This window comes from Spirosoma sp. 48-14, from assembly GCF_001898575.1.
Taxonomy (GTDB): Bacteria; Bacteroidota; Bacteroidia; order Cytophagales; family Spirosomataceae; genus Spirosoma.
This window is the reverse complement of record NZ_MKUD01000001.1, coordinates 202,658-220,481: the sequence shown is the minus strand read 5'-3', so window position 1 is coordinate 220,481 and position 17,824 is coordinate 202,658. Positions and strand designations below refer to the sequence as shown.

At 49.6% G+C, this 17,824-nt stretch carries 15 protein-coding genes; 10 read left to right on the top strand and 5 right to left on the bottom strand.

All coding sequences use genetic code 11. The features are described 5' to 3' along the window. The first annotated feature begins 118 nt into the window (after nt 1-118). From BGO59_RS00810 to BGO59_RS00800, 3 genes are all read left to right on the top strand, one after another. Nucleotides 119-2,860, top strand: coding sequence for a hypothetical protein (locus tag BGO59_RS00810; RefSeq protein WP_293679167.1), 2,742 nt, complete (start codon nt 119-121; stop codon nt 2,858-2,860). Between the two features lie 57 nt (nt 2,861-2,917). Further along, nucleotides 2,918-3,556, top strand: a complete 639-nt coding sequence (locus BGO59_RS00805; protein WP_293679165.1) for a GDSL-type esterase/lipase family protein — start codon at nt 2,918-2,920, stop codon at nt 3,554-3,556. A gap of 255 nt (nt 3,557-3,811) precedes the next feature. Continuing rightward, nucleotides 3,812-5,473 carry a beta-N-acetylhexosaminidase gene (locus tag BGO59_RS00800; protein WP_293679163.1) on the top strand — a complete coding sequence of 554 codons (1,662 nt, stop codon included), beginning with the start codon at nt 3,812-3,814 and terminating at the stop codon, nt 5,471-5,473. 92 nt (nt 5,474-5,565) lie between these two features. Here BGO59_RS00800 and BGO59_RS00795 read toward each other — a convergent pair whose 3' ends face one another. Continuing rightward, nucleotides 5,566-6,042 (bottom strand): GNAT family N-acetyltransferase, encoded by a 477-nt coding sequence (locus BGO59_RS00795; protein WP_293679161.1) that lies wholly within the window; start codon nt 6,040-6,042, stop codon nt 5,566-5,568. Nucleotides 6,043-6,258: 216 nt separating this feature from the next. Between BGO59_RS00795 and ahcY the strand changes: the two genes are divergently transcribed. From ahcY to purQ, 5 genes are all read left to right on the top strand, one after another. Further along, complete coding sequence (gene ahcY / locus BGO59_RS00790) at nt 6,259-7,569, top strand: adenosylhomocysteinase (protein WP_293679159.1); 1,311 nt, start codon at nt 6,259-6,261, stop codon at nt 7,567-7,569. Between the two features lie 284 nt (nt 7,570-7,853). Beyond that, complete coding sequence (locus BGO59_RS00785) at nt 7,854-8,999, top strand: hypothetical protein (protein ID WP_293679157.1); 1,146 nt, start codon at nt 7,854-7,856, stop codon at nt 8,997-8,999. Nucleotides 9,000-9,086: 87 nt separating this feature from the next. Then, complete coding sequence (locus BGO59_RS00780) at nt 9,087-9,866, top strand: 5'-nucleotidase C-terminal domain-containing protein (RefSeq protein WP_293679155.1); 780 nt, start codon at nt 9,087-9,089, stop codon at nt 9,864-9,866. Beyond that, on the top strand, nt 9,844-10,770 hold the full coding sequence (locus BGO59_RS00775; protein WP_293679153.1) for a bifunctional UDP-sugar hydrolase/5'-nucleotidase: 927 nt from the start codon (nt 9,844-9,846) through the stop codon (nt 10,768-10,770). The genes BGO59_RS00780 and BGO59_RS00775 overlap by 23 nt, the downstream gene beginning before the upstream one ends. Nucleotides 10,771-10,833: 63 nt before the next feature. Beyond that, on the top strand, nt 10,834-11,565 hold the full coding sequence (gene purQ, locus BGO59_RS00770; protein WP_293679151.1) for a phosphoribosylformylglycinamidine synthase subunit PurQ: 732 nt from the start codon (nt 10,834-10,836) through the stop codon (nt 11,563-11,565). 179 nt (nt 11,566-11,744) lie between these two features. Here the strand turns inward: purQ and BGO59_RS00765 are convergent, their stop codons facing one another. The 4 genes from BGO59_RS00765 to BGO59_RS00750 all read right to left on the bottom strand — a co-directional run bounded on the left by BGO59_RS00765 (nt 11,745) and on the right by BGO59_RS00750 (nt 17,264). Further along, a complete protein-coding gene (locus BGO59_RS00765; protein WP_293679149.1) occupies nt 11,745-12,638 on the bottom strand; it encodes a cyanophycinase in 894 nt (297 codons plus the stop codon). Between the two features lie 143 nt (nt 12,639-12,781). Further along, on the bottom strand, nt 12,782-15,184 hold the full coding sequence (locus BGO59_RS00760) for an FtsX-like permease family protein (protein ID WP_293679147.1): 2,403 nt from the start codon (nt 15,182-15,184) through the stop codon (nt 12,782-12,784). Nucleotides 15,185-15,270: 86 nt separating this feature from the next. Next, a complete protein-coding gene (locus BGO59_RS00755) occupies nt 15,271-15,948 on the bottom strand; it encodes an ABC transporter ATP-binding protein (protein WP_293679145.1) in 678 nt (225 codons plus the stop codon). A gap of 179 nt (nt 15,949-16,127) precedes the next feature. After that, on the bottom strand, nt 16,128-17,264 hold the full coding sequence (locus BGO59_RS00750; RefSeq protein ID WP_293679143.1) for an AraC family transcriptional regulator: 1,137 nt from the start codon (nt 17,262-17,264) through the stop codon (nt 16,128-16,130). Nucleotides 17,265-17,331: 67 nt separating this feature from the next. On the opposite strand from BGO59_RS00750, the gene BGO59_RS36420 reads away from it, so the two are divergent. Together BGO59_RS36420 and BGO59_RS00745 are read left to right on the top strand one after the other, a co-directional pair. Further along, nucleotides 17,332-17,565, top strand: coding sequence for a type II toxin-antitoxin system HigB family toxin (locus BGO59_RS36420; RefSeq protein ID WP_365981576.1), 234 nt, complete (start codon nt 17,332-17,334; stop codon nt 17,563-17,565). Beyond that, entirely contained in the window at nt 17,549-17,803 is a 255-nt protein-coding gene (locus BGO59_RS00745; RefSeq protein ID WP_293679141.1) for a transcriptional regulator, read from the top strand. The genes BGO59_RS36420 and BGO59_RS00745 overlap by 17 nt, the downstream gene beginning before the upstream one ends. The last annotated feature ends 21 nt before the right edge of the window (nt 17,804-17,824 follow it).

The following is a 17,824-nucleotide window of genomic DNA, read 5'->3' as shown; positions in this document are numbered from 1 at the left end:
GAGGCCATAGAATCGATTAATGCTAACTAATTGATAGTTAGGTATAAATTTTGATGGTGACAGGGGTTGTACGGGTGTGTCGACTAGATACGGCTCGCTGCCTCAATCCTTTTTCGCCATGAAAGGTCCTCTCCTTAACTACTTTGTCCGAATACTAACGATAAGCGCTCTTTTCGCAACAGCGCATACGCAACTCAAGGCTCAGGTCATTACGACCGTAGCGGGCTCTTCTCTAAAAGGTGATGGCGGTCTGGCGACGGGGGCTAACCTATCGAATCCATTCAGTGTAGTCATGGATGGAAGCGGGAATCTGTACATTGCTGATCAGGGGAATCATCGGATTCGTAAGATCACGCCAGCGGGCAGCATTACAACGGTGGCAGGAAATGGCAGCTATGGTTCCGGGGGCGATGGAGGACAGGCGACAGCCGCCAGCTTAGCGAATCCAACTGGCGTAGCTATTGATGGAAATGGTAATCTGTATATCGCTGATTCGCAGAATAATCGCGTTCGTAAAGTAACACCGGCGGGTAGTATCACGACTGTAGCGGGTACCGGAACGGCTGGGTATAGTGGCGATGGGGCAGCCGCTACGGCCGCCAGTTTAGCCAATCCAACGGGTGTTGCTCTGGATGGAACGGGTAACCTGTACATCGCTGATCAGCAGAACCATCGTATCCGAAAGGTGGATTTGTCGGGTACAATCACAACCGTAGCAGGAAGTGCAACAGCGGGCTTTGGGGGCGATGGAGGGGCGGCAACCGCTGCTAAGCTAAACAGCCCAACTGAAATAGCTATTGATGGGGGCGGAAACCTATACATCGCTGACTCACAAAATAATCGGATTCGTAAAGTTACACCGGCTGGCAGTATTACGACTGTTGCTGGAAACGGCGTGGCAGGTTTTGGGGGGGATGGGGGTGCGGCTATTACGGCAAATTTGAACAATCCATTTGGCGTAACGGTGGATGGGAGTGGAACTATCTACATTGCCGATGCCAGTAACCACCGGGTTCGTATGGTAACGTCTGCTGGAATTATCAGTACAATAGCAGGCGATGGCACGGCTGGATACAATGGGGATGGAGGGGTCGCTACGGCATCAAGTTTGTATTCGCCCGGAGGGGTAGTGGTCGATGGGAGCGGGAATGTATATATTGCTGATTCGCAGAATAACCGACTCCGAAAAGTATTGACGGGGGGCACCATCTCAACGGTAGCCGGTAATGGAACGATCAACTATGGTGGTGATGGCGGAGCGGCCACATCGGCCAGTTTGTCTAATCCCTTTGGTCTGGCCGTCGATGGGCTTGGCAATGTATATATTGCTGACCAGCAGAATCAGCGCATTCGAAAGCTCGCAACGTCTGGCACCATTACAACCGTAGCCGGAAATGGTACTTATGGCTTTAGTGGCGATGGAGGACCGGCAACAGCGGCCAGCCTGGCTAATGCGGCTGGCGTGGCTATTGATGGCAGTGGTAACCTGTATATTGCTGATCAGGGGAATAACCGAGTGCGTAAAGTAACACCGGCGGGCAGTATCACGACTGTAGCAGGTAATGGTTCAGCCTCGTTTAGTGGCGATGGGGGAGTAGCTACGGCGGCTGCGCTGAACTTTCCGGCTGGTGTCGTTGTGGATGGGAGCGGTAATCTGTATGTCGCTGATTCACAGAATAATCGCGTTCGTAAAGTAACAGCGGCGGGTAGTATTACGACCGTAGCCGGTACCGGAACGGCTGGGTATAGTGGCGATGGCGGATCGGCTACGGGCGCTAAGCTAAACTATCCGGCTGGTGTGGCAGTAGATGGAAGTGGGAATCTGTACATTGCCGATCAGGGCAATCATCGAATTCGTAAGGTTACGCCCGCTGGCAGTATTACAACCGTAGCGGGTAATGGTACGTTTGGGTTTGGCGGTGACAACGGACCCGCTACGGCGGCTAATCTGGCTAATCCCGGCGATGTAATCATTGATACGCATGGTAATCTCTATATTGCGGATACACAGAATAATCGTGTTCGTAAAGTATCGGCTAATGGAGTCATTACAACCGTAGCTGGTAACGAGTTTTATGGCTTTAGTGGCGATGGAGGGCTTGCTACTGCTGCGAGTTTGGCTAATCCATTGAATGTGGCCATTGATAACAACGATAATCTGTACATTGCTGACACCGATAACCAGCGGGTACGCAAGGTGGCAGGCCCGGCCATTGTGCGGATCAGCCCAACCAATCCGGTCGCTGTGTGTTCGGGAAGTCTGTTTAGCCTGACAGCGACAGCCGCTAACTTTACACCTTCTTCTTATACCTGGAGCAGTCAGCCAGCCGGGCTAACGGCCACAGGAAGTACCCCTTCTTTTACAACTCCGACGGTTAATAGCCCAACTGTATACACGGTTACCGTAACCGCCACGGATGGTGCGAACAGCCCAACAACCAGCGTTACCCTTGCTGTGAATCCAATCCCTAGCCTGACGGTCACGGCCAACCCCAGCCTGACCATTACAGGTGGGCAATCGACCACACTCACGGCTTCGGGCGCTACCACCTATCTTTGGTCGACCAGTGCCACGACTGCCTCCATTGTACTAACAACCTCCGGCGTATATTCTGTGACGGGTACGGCATTAGGGTGTTCGGCATCAGCCAGTAGGACTGTGTATGGTGTTATTACCAGCGTACACGATGGTAGCTGGACGAGTGGCAGTACCTGGAATTGTAACTGTGTGCCCGGTCGCTATGACGACGTTACGATTTCAGCAACTCATCATGTAACGGTGAGCCAAGTAGTTCAGGCGAAGCGCTTAGTAGAAAACGGTACATTACTTTTTGATGCCGGGGGGCGTATTTCTTTCTGAGTGGGAGATGAGTTTGGCCTTAGCTGTAGCTTTTAGTGAAAACACTTGCTAAAACTAATGCTACGTATCTTATTGTTGCTTCTTTTTTCTCTATGCCTGTTTGCGCAGGAACACGCGTTTGAATCGGAGATTCGGGCGTTTGAACAGGCTGATAAAACGATTCCGCCACCCCGAAACCCAATCGTTTTTACAGGAAGCTCGTCAATCCGATTATGGGAAAATCTCGGTAATTACTTTCCGAATAAACCTGTTTTACAGCGTGGTTTTGGTGGCTCGCAACTGAGCGATGTGATCCATTACGCCGATCGTGTCATCGTGCCCTACAAGCCAAAGCAGGTCGTGTTGTATGCAGGCGAAAACGATGTTGCTGCCGGAAAAACGGGGCAGGAAGTATACGAACGTCTGGTTACGCTGTTCGAGCACGTTCGCAGGAAATTGCCTAATACGACGTTTACGTTTATCTCAATAAAGCCTAGTCCGTCGCGTCGGAAGTATTTTTCGGAAATGGATAATGCCAATCGGTTGATTCAGGCGTACCTGGCGAAACAACGAAATACCCAGTTTGTCGATATTCGTCCGGTCATGCTGTTGAAAAATGGACAGCCTGTTCCCGAACTGTTTCGATCCGATAGTCTACATATGCTTCCGGCAGGCTACGAACGATGGCAAAAAGTGCTTAAACCGTATTTGAAATAAGCTTTTTACTGCCGTTCAGACCGTAAGCTGGCTTTACGCCATCGCCCGTTGGAGTGGGGGCAGATTTGAGAATCTGCCCTGACGAGGTTTCTCAAAACCAAGTTGTACGAATCGTTCGGTTTTGAGAAACCGCATGAAGGGCAGGTTTAAGAACCTGCCTCCACGAACGCTATCCTTTAGGGCGATGGCAGATTTAAGTGCCGCATCTCCCAAAACCTCGCGTACCTTTGTGCGATAATCCTTACTTTTCTGCCTATGAAAAAACTGTTTTTCTGTTTGATTGCCGTCATTGTGGCAACACACGGACTCTATGCCCAGAAGGCAACCTATGCCATTATCCCAAAACCTGTTCGGCTGGAGGAACGGAATGGGAGCTATACCTTGCCCGCCAAACCAACGATTTCGATTCAATCAACAAATCCTGAAGTTCGTCAGATTGCCCAGATGCTGGCCGATCAGCTGGGTAAATCGACCGGGAGAGCAACCTCTGTCATAACCGGAAAGGCATCAACTGGAATTGCGTTTGTTCAGACAAAAGATGCCGTACTAGGTGCCGAAGGCTATACACTCACTGTGTCGCCAAAACAGATTCTGATTTCGGCTGCCCAGCCACAGGGATTTTTCTACGGGGTTCAATCGCTCATGCAGTTGATGCCAGCGGCTGTGTTTAGTCCAACCAAAGCAGAAGGTGTTGCCTGGACGGTGCCTGCCTGTCTGGTCGAAGATCAGCCTCGGTATGGGTATCGAGGTTCCATGCTCGATGTCGGGCGGCATTTTTACCCGGTGTCGTTCATTAAAAAATACATCGATCTGCTGGCCCTGCATAAAATGAACGTGTTTCACTGGCACCTGACCGAAGATCAGGGCTGGCGCATCGAGATCAAAAAGTATCCAGAACTGACCAGGTTCGCATCGATTCGCCCTCGTAGCATGGTGGGGCATTACCGCGACCGAAAATACAGTGATAAGCCTTACGGTGGTTTTTATTCGCAGGACGACGTACGTGAAGTGGTGAAGTATGCGAAAGAACGATTCATAACCGTAATTCCTGAAATCGAAATGCCGGGTCATTCGGTAGCTGTTCTATCTGTGTATCCTGAACTAGGCGCGAACCCCGACCGGGTTATTCCCGTCACAGGTACCTGGGGTGTTCATGATCAGGTTTTGTTTCCGCGTGAGGAGACGTTCACCTTTCTGGAAAACGTATTGACCGAAATAATGGATCTGTTTCCGAGTCAGTACATCCATATTGGTGGCGATGAGTGCCCCAAAACGGAGTGGAAGCAGAGTAAGTTCTGTCAGGAGTTGATGAAGAAAGAAGGCCTGAAGGATGAACACGAACTACAAAGCTATTTTATTCGGCGCATCGACAAATTTGTTACGTCGAAAGGGCGACGGATTATTGGCTGGGATGAAATCCTGGAAGGTGGTCTTTCGCCCAATGCTACCGTGATGAGCTGGCGGGGGGTAAACGGCGGTATCGCAGCTGCCCGGCAAAATCATGATGTGATCATGAGCCCAACTACGTATTGCTATCTGGATTATTACCAGACTGATCCCAAAACGCAACCTGTAGCCATTGGCGGTTTGTTGCCACTCGAAAAAGTGTATAGTTTCAACCCCTCCGTTACGGATAGCCTGACGGCCGATCAGGCAAAGCATGTGTTAGGTGTGCAGGCCAATATCTGGTCGGAGTATATGCCCACAACGCATTACGTGGAGTATATGGCGTATCCGCGTCTGCTGGCCGTTGCCGAAACTGCCTGGACGCCTGGTGAAGCCAAAAATGTCGACGATTTCAAGCAGCGCCTGGAAGCGCATAAAAAACGGCTCGACTACCTGAAAGTCAATTACTTCGAAGCGCCTATCAATAAGAGCTTCGAATATGTCTGGCCTGGGCAAACCGCTCAGAAATAGGTTGTGGTATTTAGTTTACAAAGGGCTGGCGCATCTACATTACTTGCGCTAGCCCTTTGCTCGTTTACGCTACAATTGCAGGCGAGCTGGAGTCACAACGTCATTTCCATCCGAATATCGGCCCGCGCGTAAGGAGTTGGCACACTGGGTACTTCACGAAATCCTACGCTGGCGTACATGGTCAGGGCTGGCGTGAGCATCCGGTTCGATTCGAGCCAGATGGTTTTGACGCCAAGCTGCCTGGCATAGGCAATAGCCGCCTGGCATAGTTTTTTACCAATCCCTTTTCCCTGCACTGTTGGTGAAACAGCCATTTTGGCTAGTTCGAATACCGCATTGCCTTGATCCGGTTTACTCGTATTGATTATGGCCACACAGCCAACAATCTGATTGCCCGCCTGAGCCAGAAAGATCTGGCCGTTTTGAGGTAGTACATGGATTTCAGGATGGTCTAACTGCTCTACGTCGTGGGTTTCAACCGTAAAATAACGTGAAATCCATTCGAGGTTAAGCCGTTTAAAATCAGGCTGGTATTCAGGCCGGTAAGGTATAATAGAAATCAGATCCATCGTACATTCGGTGTTTTGCTCAGATTTAGTAGGTGAGTATGCTGATAGATAGTCAGTTGCCATTCAATCAACTGTTTGCTAAAGTATTTACGGAGCGATAGGGATTCTGCGAGCCGCTTCTTATTTTTGCACTTTACTAAGAAATCAAACGCTGCGGAGAAATAGTCTATCGAATCGTATCTTCGTAATAAGGCCGAATATCGGTCGTAAAACTATATGCAAACTTCAACTTACGTTCCTTACAAAGTTAAGGACATTGCGCTGGCCGAGTGGGGCCGCAAGGAAATCCGGCTTGCCGAAGCCGAAATGCCTGGCCTGATGGCCCTTCGTGCTGAGTATGGTCCGACGAAACCGCTTCAGGGAGCCCGTATTGCTGGCTGTCTGCACATGACGATCCAGACCGCCGTTCTGATCGAAACGCTGGTTGAACTGGGTGCTGATGTAACCTGGTCGTCCTGTAACATTTTCTCGACCCAGGATCACGCGGCAGCCGCTATCGCTGCGGCTGGTATTCCGGTCTATGCCTGGAAAGGAATGAACGAAGAAGAGTTCAATTGGTGTATTGAGCAAACGCTGTTCTTCGGCGAAGACCGGAAGCCACTCAACATGATTCTGGACGACGGTGGTGACCTGACTAATATGGTGTTTGATGTGTATCCTGAACTGATTCAGGGCATTAAAGGCCTTTCGGAAGAAACAACGACGGGGGTTCATCGCCTGTATGAGCGCATGAAAAACGGCACGCTGCATCTGCCTTCAATCAACGTGAATGACTCAGTAACCAAGTCGAAATTCGATAACAAATATGGCTGTCGTGAATCGCTGGTAGACGCTATCCGTCGGGCTACCGATTTGATGCTGGCTGGTAAAGTGGCTGTTGTAGCTGGCTATGGCGACGTAGGCAAAGGTTCGGCCGAATCGTTGCGCGGGGCTGGCTGCCGGGTTCTGGTAACCGAGATCGACCCAATCTGCGCGTTGCAGGCTGCTATGGACGGCTATGAAGTGGTTACGATGGATGAAGCCGCTACGCGTGCACAGATTTTTGTGACTGCTACAGGTAACGTCAACATTATCAAAGGCCGCCACTTCAAAGCCATGAAGGATAAGGCTGTTGTTTGTAACATTGGGCACTTCGATAACGAAATCGATATGGCGTGGCTGAATGAAAATTACGGCCACAGCAAGAGCGCTATCAAGCCACAGGTTGATATGTACGAGATTGAAGGTAAAGAAGTGATCGTCCTGGCCGAAGGCCGTCTGGTGAATCTGGGCTGTGCGATGGGTCACCCTAGCTTCGTGATGTCGTGTTCGTTCTCGAATCAGACGCTGGCTCAGATCGAACTGTGGCTCAACTCAGACAAGTACGAGAACAAGGTATACGTGTTACCGAAAGTCCTTGACGAAAAAGTAGCTGCCCTGCACTTAGCTCACGTTGGTGCTAAACTGGAGCCGCTGGAGCAGGAACAGGCCGATTACATTGGCGTATCGGTTGCTGGTCCGTTCAAATCGGAAATGTATCGGTACTAAGAATAAGTAGACGAACGTATAAACGGGAAAAAGGGGGCCACAACCCCCTTTTTCCCGTTTATCGCTTAAAGCAATACTGCGCGCTTTTTTGCATACTTTTTGTTAGTATTGAAACAACGAAACAGCTTATGGTCAGGCCGTTTTCTGGCATCTGATACAATCTCGGGAAAACTTCCTGAAGGATCAGTAGGTTTATATAGTTTATTAAAGGTTGAAGTGCAACTAATCACTTTAGAATAAAGTACTTATTTCTAAATTTACACGCTGTCTTCACTTGTCGGATGATGAAACGTCTACTCCTTGTACTGTTGTTGTTTCCCTTTCTCGTTTCGGGGCAGGTGACTATCGACACGCTGCACTGGAGTGCAACCCGTCGTCTGGAATTATCCGATTTCCACTCGCCTACCCAGCCCGGTTTAGGGGGCTCAGAGTTTTATTATCAAATTGGGTATGAGGTTCGGCCTACATCGCTTTGGGGGCAACCGGCCGTCGAAGCGTTTTGCCTGATGTTCCGTAATCTATCCTGGGTGTCGGAAACAGCTCGTAACGAGCGGACATTGGCGTATAATCAGGTGCTGTTTGATCTGGTTGAAGTGCACACCCGCCAGATGAAGGCCAAACTAATTGCCCTGGGTGCGGATCGTCGATTTAAACAACAGGCCCGGCAGATTGAGTACCTGACAAACTCCGAACTGGGAGCGGAGGTCAACCTGTTTCGGGCCGAAACGGGTGGGGGCGATGATCAGGAAGCGTTGCTGCGCTGGGAGAAACAGGTGGTTCAACGGCTGCACGACACACCCGACCTGGTAACCATCTACCGGGCCTCAAAAATAGGCTACGGGGTCTTTTTTGGCGGTGGTGGCATCCTGGCAACCGGCCCCTTAGCGCAAACCATTCGTTCGGCGGGGGGCGTTGTGTTTGGAATCGACATTGCCTTTCAACGAACCATGCTGATGCTGCATCCTACGCTGTATAATGGCACGTTACGGCAAGGCTTTTCGCATCAGAATCAGACTTGGGAAAAAGATATGCCTATCAGCCCTATGTTGTTCGAAGCGGGGTTGGGGCGCATTGTACATGATGGTCCGCGAACCCGAATTATTCCGTATCTGGGTTATCTCTTGTTTGATTTGTCGCCCCGCGATCGGAAAGACGAACGCTACCAGGGACTATCCTTGCTAAGTCACGCGCCCACCGCAGGCCTGGCTTTTGACATAAAACTTGGAAATAACGCTCCCAAAAATGATCGTACCGAAGTAAGCTTCTGGTTTATACGAACCAAATTATCCTACAGTCCCATCCTCGATGATAAGCCTTTTTCGGGTGGTCTGATTAATCTACAGATTGGTCTGGGTGGCTTCGGTCGTATCCGAAAAGTGGGCTACAAGCCCGAACCAACAACGATTACCCTACCGGGCAGCACCATTTAACAGGCTGGTGGTAGCTGGCTGACGCGAGTTCGTTAACGCTAGAAGTATATTTTAATCCTCAGGTAAAGAACTAAAAACAATTTATTAATGCAGGATACGCAAGAGTTTCCGAACTTGCAGATGCCTATGAAAAAATATGTTCTTATCCTGACTTTGGCCATCTTATCGGCCTGTAAGTCGGGTTATCATCTGACAAACCGAACTGCCAACCGAATCGGCGTCGATTCACTGGCGGCAGTATCCGACCCAAGTCTCAACAGCTTTCTCCAGCCATATCGGCAGAAGCTCGACCAAACGATGAACGCGGTGCTGGCTACCTCAACGGCGCCCATCGAAAAAAAATTGCCGGAGGGGCCGCTCAATGACCTGCTTACGGATGCGCTACTTCAACAGGCGTCGCAGCGCTACGGCAAACCAATCGATTGCTCACACCTCAACTATGGTGGCATTCGGGATAATTTACCGAAAGGATCTATTACAACTGGGTCTGTTTTTGGTGTAATGCCCTTCGATAATCAGCTGGTTGTGCTTACGCTTACGGGCGATATGCTCAGGCAGTTTCTGAATCATTTTGCTGACGGGCATGGACTGGTTATGGGGGGCGTCAAGATAACCCTGCATGATAAGCAGGTACAGTCGGTTACGTTTACCAACGGTCGTACACTTCAGCCAAACGAAACCTATACGGTTGCACTGAGTGATTACATTGCCAATGGGGGCGATAATACCGATTTTCTGAAAAAAGCTGTCAAACGCGAAGATATAAATTACTTAATCCGGGATGCACTCATCGACTATGTTCGTCAGCGCGGCAAAACCGGGCAACCTATAACACCCACAACGGATGGACGCATTAGCATCGAATAGACGCCAGTTCCTGAAATTACTGGGCACAGCTGCCGTTGTTGGTTCGGTGGCTCCCGATGTGTTGGCCAGTACGGGCTATCGCAAGCCAACCTCACTAACCATACTGCATACCAACGATGTACATAGTCGGCTGGACCCGTTTCCGATGGATGGGAGCCGCAATGCCGGAAAAGGTGGCGTGGCGCGTCGGGCTACGCTGATTCAGAAAATTCGCCAGGAGCAAAGCAATGTGCTGCTGTTCGACGCGGGGGATATTTTTCAGGGAACGCCCTACTTTAACCTGTACAAAGGGGAGCCTGAAATTCTGGCCATGAACAAACTGGGGTATGATGCCGGAACCATTGGTAACCACGATTTTGACGGGGGGATCGACAATATGGTGACGCAGTTTGGTAAAGCCAGCTTTCCCTTGCTGATTGCCAATTACGATTTCAAAAACACGGTTATGGATGGTAAAACCATGCCGTTTAAACTATTTGACAAGGACGGTATTCGGATAGGGGTTTTCGGGTTAGGTATCCAACCCGCCGGACTGATTCCGAAAGACGCTTACAAAGAAACAAAATACCTCGATCCGGTTGAGATTGGCAATGACATGGCCGCGCAGCTTCGGAACGACAAAAAATGCGACTATGTAATTTGTCTGTCGCACCTCGGATTCAAATACAATGACGCCACCGTGTCGGACAACGTACTGGCTGGTAAAAGCCGGAACATCGATCTGATCATTGGCGGACATACGCACACGTTTCTGGATGCGCCCGTGGCGGTCAATAACATGGACGGTCAGCCTGTCTGGATTAATCAGGTTGGTTTCGCAGGCATTAATCTGGGCCGTATTGACCTCACTTTTGAGCGAGGAAAAGCGGTTTCGAATAGCGGAACCGCCGTTGAAGTAAAGTAAAGTCCGTACCTTTGTAATTGAGTGAAAGAGCGAAAGAGCGAATGAGCGAATGAGGCTGGTTCAATGTATCGCTCTTTCACTCAATCACTCTTTCGCTCTTTCGCCACTATGAAATTCGGTGTTGTTGTATTCCCCGGCTCGAACTGTGATCAGGATGCTGTCGATGTTCTGAAATTGATGGACCAGGAGGTTATCAAACTCTGGCATAAGGACCATGACCTGCAAGGTTGTGATTTTATCATCCTGCCGGGTGGTTTCTCTTACGGTGATTACCTGCGTACAGGGGCTGTTGCTCGTTTTTCGCCCATTATGAACGAAGTAATTGCCCATGCCAATCGGGGTGGTTATCTGATGGGTATCTGTAATGGCTTCCAGATTTTGGCCGAAGCACGTCTGGTGCCGGGTGTTTTGCTTCAGAACAGCAGCCAGAAGTATGTTTGTAAAAACATTTATCTCAAGCCTGAATCGAAGGACGCACTGCTGACGGCTGGGCTGGATAAGGCAGCCTACAAAATCCCCATTGCGCATGGCGATGGTCGCTATTTTGCCGATGCCGATACGTTGAAGGCGCTCAATGATAATGACCAGGTTCTGTTCCGTTACTGCGATGAATCGGGTGTTGTAACCGAATCGGCTAACCCCAACGGTAGTTTAGAAAATATCGCCGGAGTGAGTAATAAGGCTAAAAATGTGTTCGGTATGATGCCCCACCCCGAACGGGCCGCCGACTCCGTTCTTGGCAATACCGACGGACGGCTCATTCTGGAGCAACTCCTGAAAACGGTGTTGGTTTAATAATCTGGGCAAGTGTTATCTGGCATTGATCTTTTTGTGCGGTCAGATGCAAGCATCTAATAGGTGAAGTTTCTCAAAACCTTGTGCGTCGTTCGGTTTTGAGAAACCTCACCCTGTCGGTTATGAGTAATCGACAGCACACGCCACAGTCAGGAGCTAGATCGGCCCCTGACTGTTTTTTATTTCGCGGGTTCGTTGGTACGAGTGGGTTGGGTAGAAATAACTTTGCGCGTTTTGAGATCAAACTTCTGGCCTTTGCTCAGGTAGTAAAAGGGGCCGCCCGTACTGTTCATCCCTGATGGATATTTGGCACTGCTGGCAATCTGCCCCGCTTCGTAAATGCCTACATACGAGGCTCCCAGTACTTCAAACGTATTTTTCTGGACGAGAATAGCCGTCCCCTCGTCGATACCGATGCCAAGGAGTTCAGGTCGGGTTTTGATCACATCAATCAGGTCGAACTGACGATTCCGGCGCATTACATGCTGGTCGATGGTAACGTTATGAATAAAGTCGAGCCCCTGGGTATGATCGCCAACCATGATTGAATTGCCTTTGGTATCGCCCCGAACCATAAATGACCCCTGAATAGTGGCCCCGGCTGAGGTGCCACCAATAATCCCACCCCGACTAAGCAATGCATTGAATTCTTTATGAGCCAGGGTGTTCAGATACGAATCAGCCAGTCGCCAGTGTCGACCGCCTACGAACCAGATGCCAGTGGCTTTTCGAAGCGGGGCTACAAACGATTCCTGATTCGCTACTTTCGGATCGCGAGTGTGCAGGATGGTGATATTTTTTACGCCCAGGCTCGTTAGCTTCTCTTTTTCGCGGGGGGCGCTGCTGGCGGCTGAATCTTCCCCGGCTGTCGGGATAATGATAATGTCGGCTTTGTCGGGGCCTCCCGCCAGTTCAACGAATTTGTTCCAGAGTTCGGGCCCCATAGCCCCACCACCAACGATCATCAGTGAACCCTGCTCGGGTCCAACAGTTGGTGATGTGGAGGGCGTCTGCGACCGACTTATGTGGCTTATCAGCAGGAGAAAAAAGAGGTAGACGAAGTGCTTTTTCATGTCAGATTGTCGTTTGGTTATCGTGTACTCGACACATTACCAAAGTTAACGCAAACCGTACTCCCATGAATTAATTAATCCTAAATCCACATGATGTTTTACTGCTCGTCTGCAATAAAATCGCAGACGAGCAGTAAAGCCGATTATTCATAAGCCAGTGCTTCGCGTGTGGTGAGTCGATTGGCGCGTCGGGCAGGGTAAACAGTGGCCAGGTAGGAGCCAATCCCAACAATACTAACCCATATCCCAAACGCCAGTGGTGAAATGGTCAGGCTCAATGGCGTACGAAAAGCCATTTGACCAATGAAACGTCCGAGGTAAGTGGATAGCAGTAAGGAGAAAATAAAGCCCAGAGTTAGGCTGAGCCCACCGATGGCCAAGCCTTCCCACATAATCAGCTTGTGGATACGGGTAGGCGTAGCGCCAATGGCCCGCATTACGCCAATTTCACGCGTTCGTTCCAGCACATTCATGCTCATGGTAGATAGTAAGCCCAGCGTACCGACCAGCGCCATCAGAATCGCCATAGCCAGTAGCGAGTTTACCAGAATTTTCATGTGAGCGGCTATGGCATTGTGCAACAACCAAACTGGCACACTCGACCGAACAGCGATACCTGCCTGCTCAAGCCGGTTTTCAATCTCGTTAATTTTCGGTTTGGCATACGTTCTGTCGCGGTTAGTAAAGGCTATACGAAGCATGGTGGTACGGCCTGTGGGTGGGCTGATTTTTGCAAAGGCTTCTGCAGAAACATAAGCTGTAGCGGGAGAGCCCACATCTTCGGTAAAGCCAATAATTCGCCAGGCCGTTGGTTTTCCTGCGATAGAGAGTATCAGACTGTCGCCAATTTTCTGTTCTTTTTTACGGGCTAACTGGTTCAGTACAACCTCATTTGCGGTTCGGTTTTGCAACCACTGACCTTCTAATATCGTAGGGTTCAACAATCTGGTTGGAACGGGTAGCGCCTGAATTGTAAAGCTACCATGCCCCTTATCGGGATAGGTATGGGTAACGGCAAACGAACCTTGCCGGGCCATTGAGGCAGGAGCAAAGTAACCCACTTCGATCTGTCTGACGCCCTTCAGATGAGTGAGTTGGGCAATGGCTTCACTGGCCTGCGTGGGATTCGTTAATCGAATGTCGAGGTCGTAGAGTCGTTGGGTATATATCCGACGGAGATTGGTATCCCAGGCCGACGATACGTTCAGGGCGGTCATAAACATAGCACCGCCAGCCGCCAGGAGGCCCAGGGTCATCGCAAGCCGGGTACGTTGCCGAAACACATTGCGCAACGAGAGCAGGAACGTTTCGCCCAGAAAGCGGATCGACGACAGTGGAGCAAGCCACGATGCCCCAGTTTGGCCCGACTGCGATACCCCATAATTGTCCAGCGCCTTGCGGATGGGTAAACGGCTCCCCCGAATAACCGGAAAGGCTGTTACCAGCAACGGAATCAGCAAGCCCGTGGCTATTTGTAACAGAAGCACCCAGGCTGGAATGCGGGTGTCGGTTAGTTCCAGATTGAGGAGGTTGGCAATGCGGGTATACAACACCGAAGCGGCCATTCGGCTAAGTGGTATACCGATTACCAGTGCAACGGTGCAGAGTATAAGGATCATAAACAGGTAAAGCCCTGCAATCTGGCCAGACGTAGCGCCAATTGTTTTCATGACGCCAATCTGACGAACCTGTTTGACCATGAGCGTTGCTATCGATGTTGCAACCAGAATGGAGCCGAGCAGTAAAATCAGGTAGCTGAACACGATAAAGATGGTCATGATCGAACTCATCTGACTTTGGTGAGGATGCCGATTCGGTGGGGGTACCTGAATTTCACCCACCTTGTAGCCCTGTTTAGCGAGCCATGCCGATACCGTCTGGGCCTGCTCGGTGATGCGCGGGGCCGAGTCGCCGTCCGACGCAACCTGTATTTTAAGCTGATCGAACGACTGAGTTTCGCCAAGCCAGTGCAGGGTTTCCAACGTAATGTAGCCATAACCAGCCTGTTCCTGCCAGGCTGGAGCCAGCGCCGGGTCATGAACCGTACCCGCAATGCGTACGGATTTCGGGCCGCCTGGCTGGGTTTTGACGGTTAAGGTAGCACCTTCCTTAGCCTCCATCATGCTCAGCGCTGTTCGCTCGACTAGCATGGTGCCTAACGCAGGTTCTGTTGCGCCCGACAGATGATGGAACGTACTGATTCGCAGGTCATCGAATCGATCAATAACAAAAAGTAGCAGTGGATACCATCTACCATTGACGTACATTCGGGCCATAAGCGTAGCGCGTCGGTCAGCTTCTTTGACAACGGGTAATCGTTTGACACGATCGACCAGGCTACGTGGAATGGAGTCGTCGAGTTCGATAGTAGCTGAAGCTGGTAGGGTACTGGTATAATTGGTGGTCATTTCCCGGCTTAATACCGAATAGCCACCCAGTATACAACCAATGCCAAATACGCCAATCGCAATCGACAGGACCAGCATACTATTCTTGGTATAGTCTGATGTAAGGTCCCGAAGGACTTTTAAATAGCTGATTTTCATGAGGGGTAGATTTTGTTGGCACAGCGACATGGAGAGCATAGCGTTTTTAGCAATCGGCTACCTATGTGTACGCTGTACTTCCGTGTTTAATCAATTACACCGTCCGAAATAGCGATGGTATGTTTGAACCAGGCTGAGAACTCTTTTTCGTGCGTGACCACAATAACTGTTTTGCCGGCCTGAGCCAGTTTGGCAAAAAGCTGGAAAATAGCCGAAGCGGTTTGTGAATCCAGATTGCCGGTCGGTTCGTCGGCAACGATGATTGGAGGATCGTTGGCCAAAGCCCGGGCAATAGCTGCCCGCTGCTGTTGCCCACCCGACAGAGCCGCTGGAAACTTATTGGCCTGATCGCGGATGTCTACCTGTTCGAGTAGCTGGAGTGCCCGATTTTTGCGCTCGGCTTTTGGGTAGCGATCGCAAAATTCCATGGGCAGCATCACATTTTCCAGAATGGTCAGCGTTGGCAGGAGTTGAAAGAACTGAAACACCACCCCGATATTCCGACCACGCCAGGAGGCCAATGCACTTTCGGATAGTTTATCGATCCGAACATCGTTGACGGTTATACTTCCCGTGGTGGGTTTATCGATGCCGGTAATGAGGTTGAGGAGTGTCGATTTGCCACTACCCGATTTCCCGGTTATGGCTATTAGCTGACTCGCTGGAATGCTTAGCGACACCTGCTTCAATGCCTGGAATGTACCTGACGCCAGCGTAAAGGATTTGGTTACGCCGATGAGTTCAATGACTGGTTTGTGTTGCACCGTGTTTTAGCGTTTTTGAGGCAATTCTCGTAAACAAGCACAAAGCAATCGTCTGCCTAAATCCAGTTGGACGTGTTATTAATGTTGACCGGGTCGCCGGAGCGATGATTGAATGACTGAATGATTGAATAAATATGCGCCAACTATTCAACTATTCAACTATTCAACTATTCAATCATTCAGTCATTCAACATTTTTATATACTCGCTTGGGGTAAGTCCGGTAAATCGTTTAAAAATGAGGTTGAAGGTCGATTTCGATTTAAAACCCGCTTCCAGGCCAAGGCCCAGCAGGTTGAAATGCTTCATTGCCGGGTCGCCCATGAATACCTTTACCTGTTCGACCCGGTATTTGTTGATAAAATTGTAGAAGTTATCGCCCATACCTTCATTAATCAATTGAGAGAGTACGCTTCGGCTGATACTGAGTCGTTTGGCCAGATCGCTCAGGGTCAACTCCGGGTCGAGGTATGGCTTTTCACTGTCCATATAGTGAAGCAGTCGGTCGATAAGTTGCTGGTCGGGCTTTTTGGTGGTTGTCGATGGTACTTCAGACGAAGGAGTTGGGAGCTCTTGCTGGGTATTGATGGATGAAAGCGCGAAAATTGCCTTCTGAAGAATGCCCTTGTAGCCTAAGGCAAAAATGGATAGTGAAAAAATAACGGCAATTGTTCGGCTCGACCAGAACATCGCGCCATGATGAATTACATTGAGCAGAATCAGCAGAAAAATCAGGTTGATGCTCAGGAATACACCCATAAAAAACCGAACCCAGGCAATACTGACATTTTCGGTATTCGATACTTCCTGTTCTATCAACTTCTGATAGGTGAGCCATCGTTTATGGATGTAGAACAGATAGACTGAAAATTGAACGACCATGCAGAACCAGAATACACCCGAACGCCACGACCGATGACTATCCAGATAGCTAATCAATGGATTAGTGGAGGGAAGAGCTTTTAGTAGAAGTGAAAAAAAGATAGCAATCAGACACGGAATAAAATGGGCAATCGTCTGAGCGGATAGTCGAACCCGGTGACCCGTTAGTTCCTGAACATATAGCCAAAGCAACGGTGCGATCAGAAAAAAGCTAGGATCGCCCAGCGCGTACGATTTAATGGAAAAGTGTGTGATCACCCGCCCGGCAAAGGTTGTGTGCAGGATGGTGAACGACATGGCCAGCAACAGGACGGAAAGGAAAAGATTCGCCCGATTTTCCCGAACGTTCCGGTTATTCAACAGCAAGGTTACAAACACACCCTGAGCAATGCCCGCGTAGATGATGATTAAGGAAAGCTGTTCGAAAAAGGCCACCAAATTGCTGAATGATACCGAGTAAGCACTAGAATATGGGCGTAAAAATACGGGTTACTAAGTAGCTATTCGTCCATCAGGATTCTGTTGGACGGGTTTAAATTGCGACGTTATTGCTGATTATTCTACTGCTGATGTGATAACGGGCAAACGCTTTGTTTTCAATATCAAAGGTAATTCATACCGACTGGTTGCTGACATTGAATTTAAAAAGAAGCTTGTGTTCATTGTCTGGGTTGGCACACATGCTGAATATGATAAGATAGATGTAAAGACAGTGTCCTATGTTAAAAGTGATTAAAAACGAAGCAGAATATGAAGCCGCTTTAGAGCGGGTATATGAGCTAATGCAGATGGATTTGGTGGATGATTCGCCAGAATCGGATGAATTGGATGTCCTTGCCTTATTTGTGGAAGATTATGAAAATAAACACTACCCTGTATCCGCACCAACTCCTGTAGAGGCTATTATATTCCGACTGGAACAACTCGGTAAAGATAAAAGTGAGCTGGCTAGTATATTAGGAAGTCGTGCCTGACAGTCTGAAATATTGAGCGGT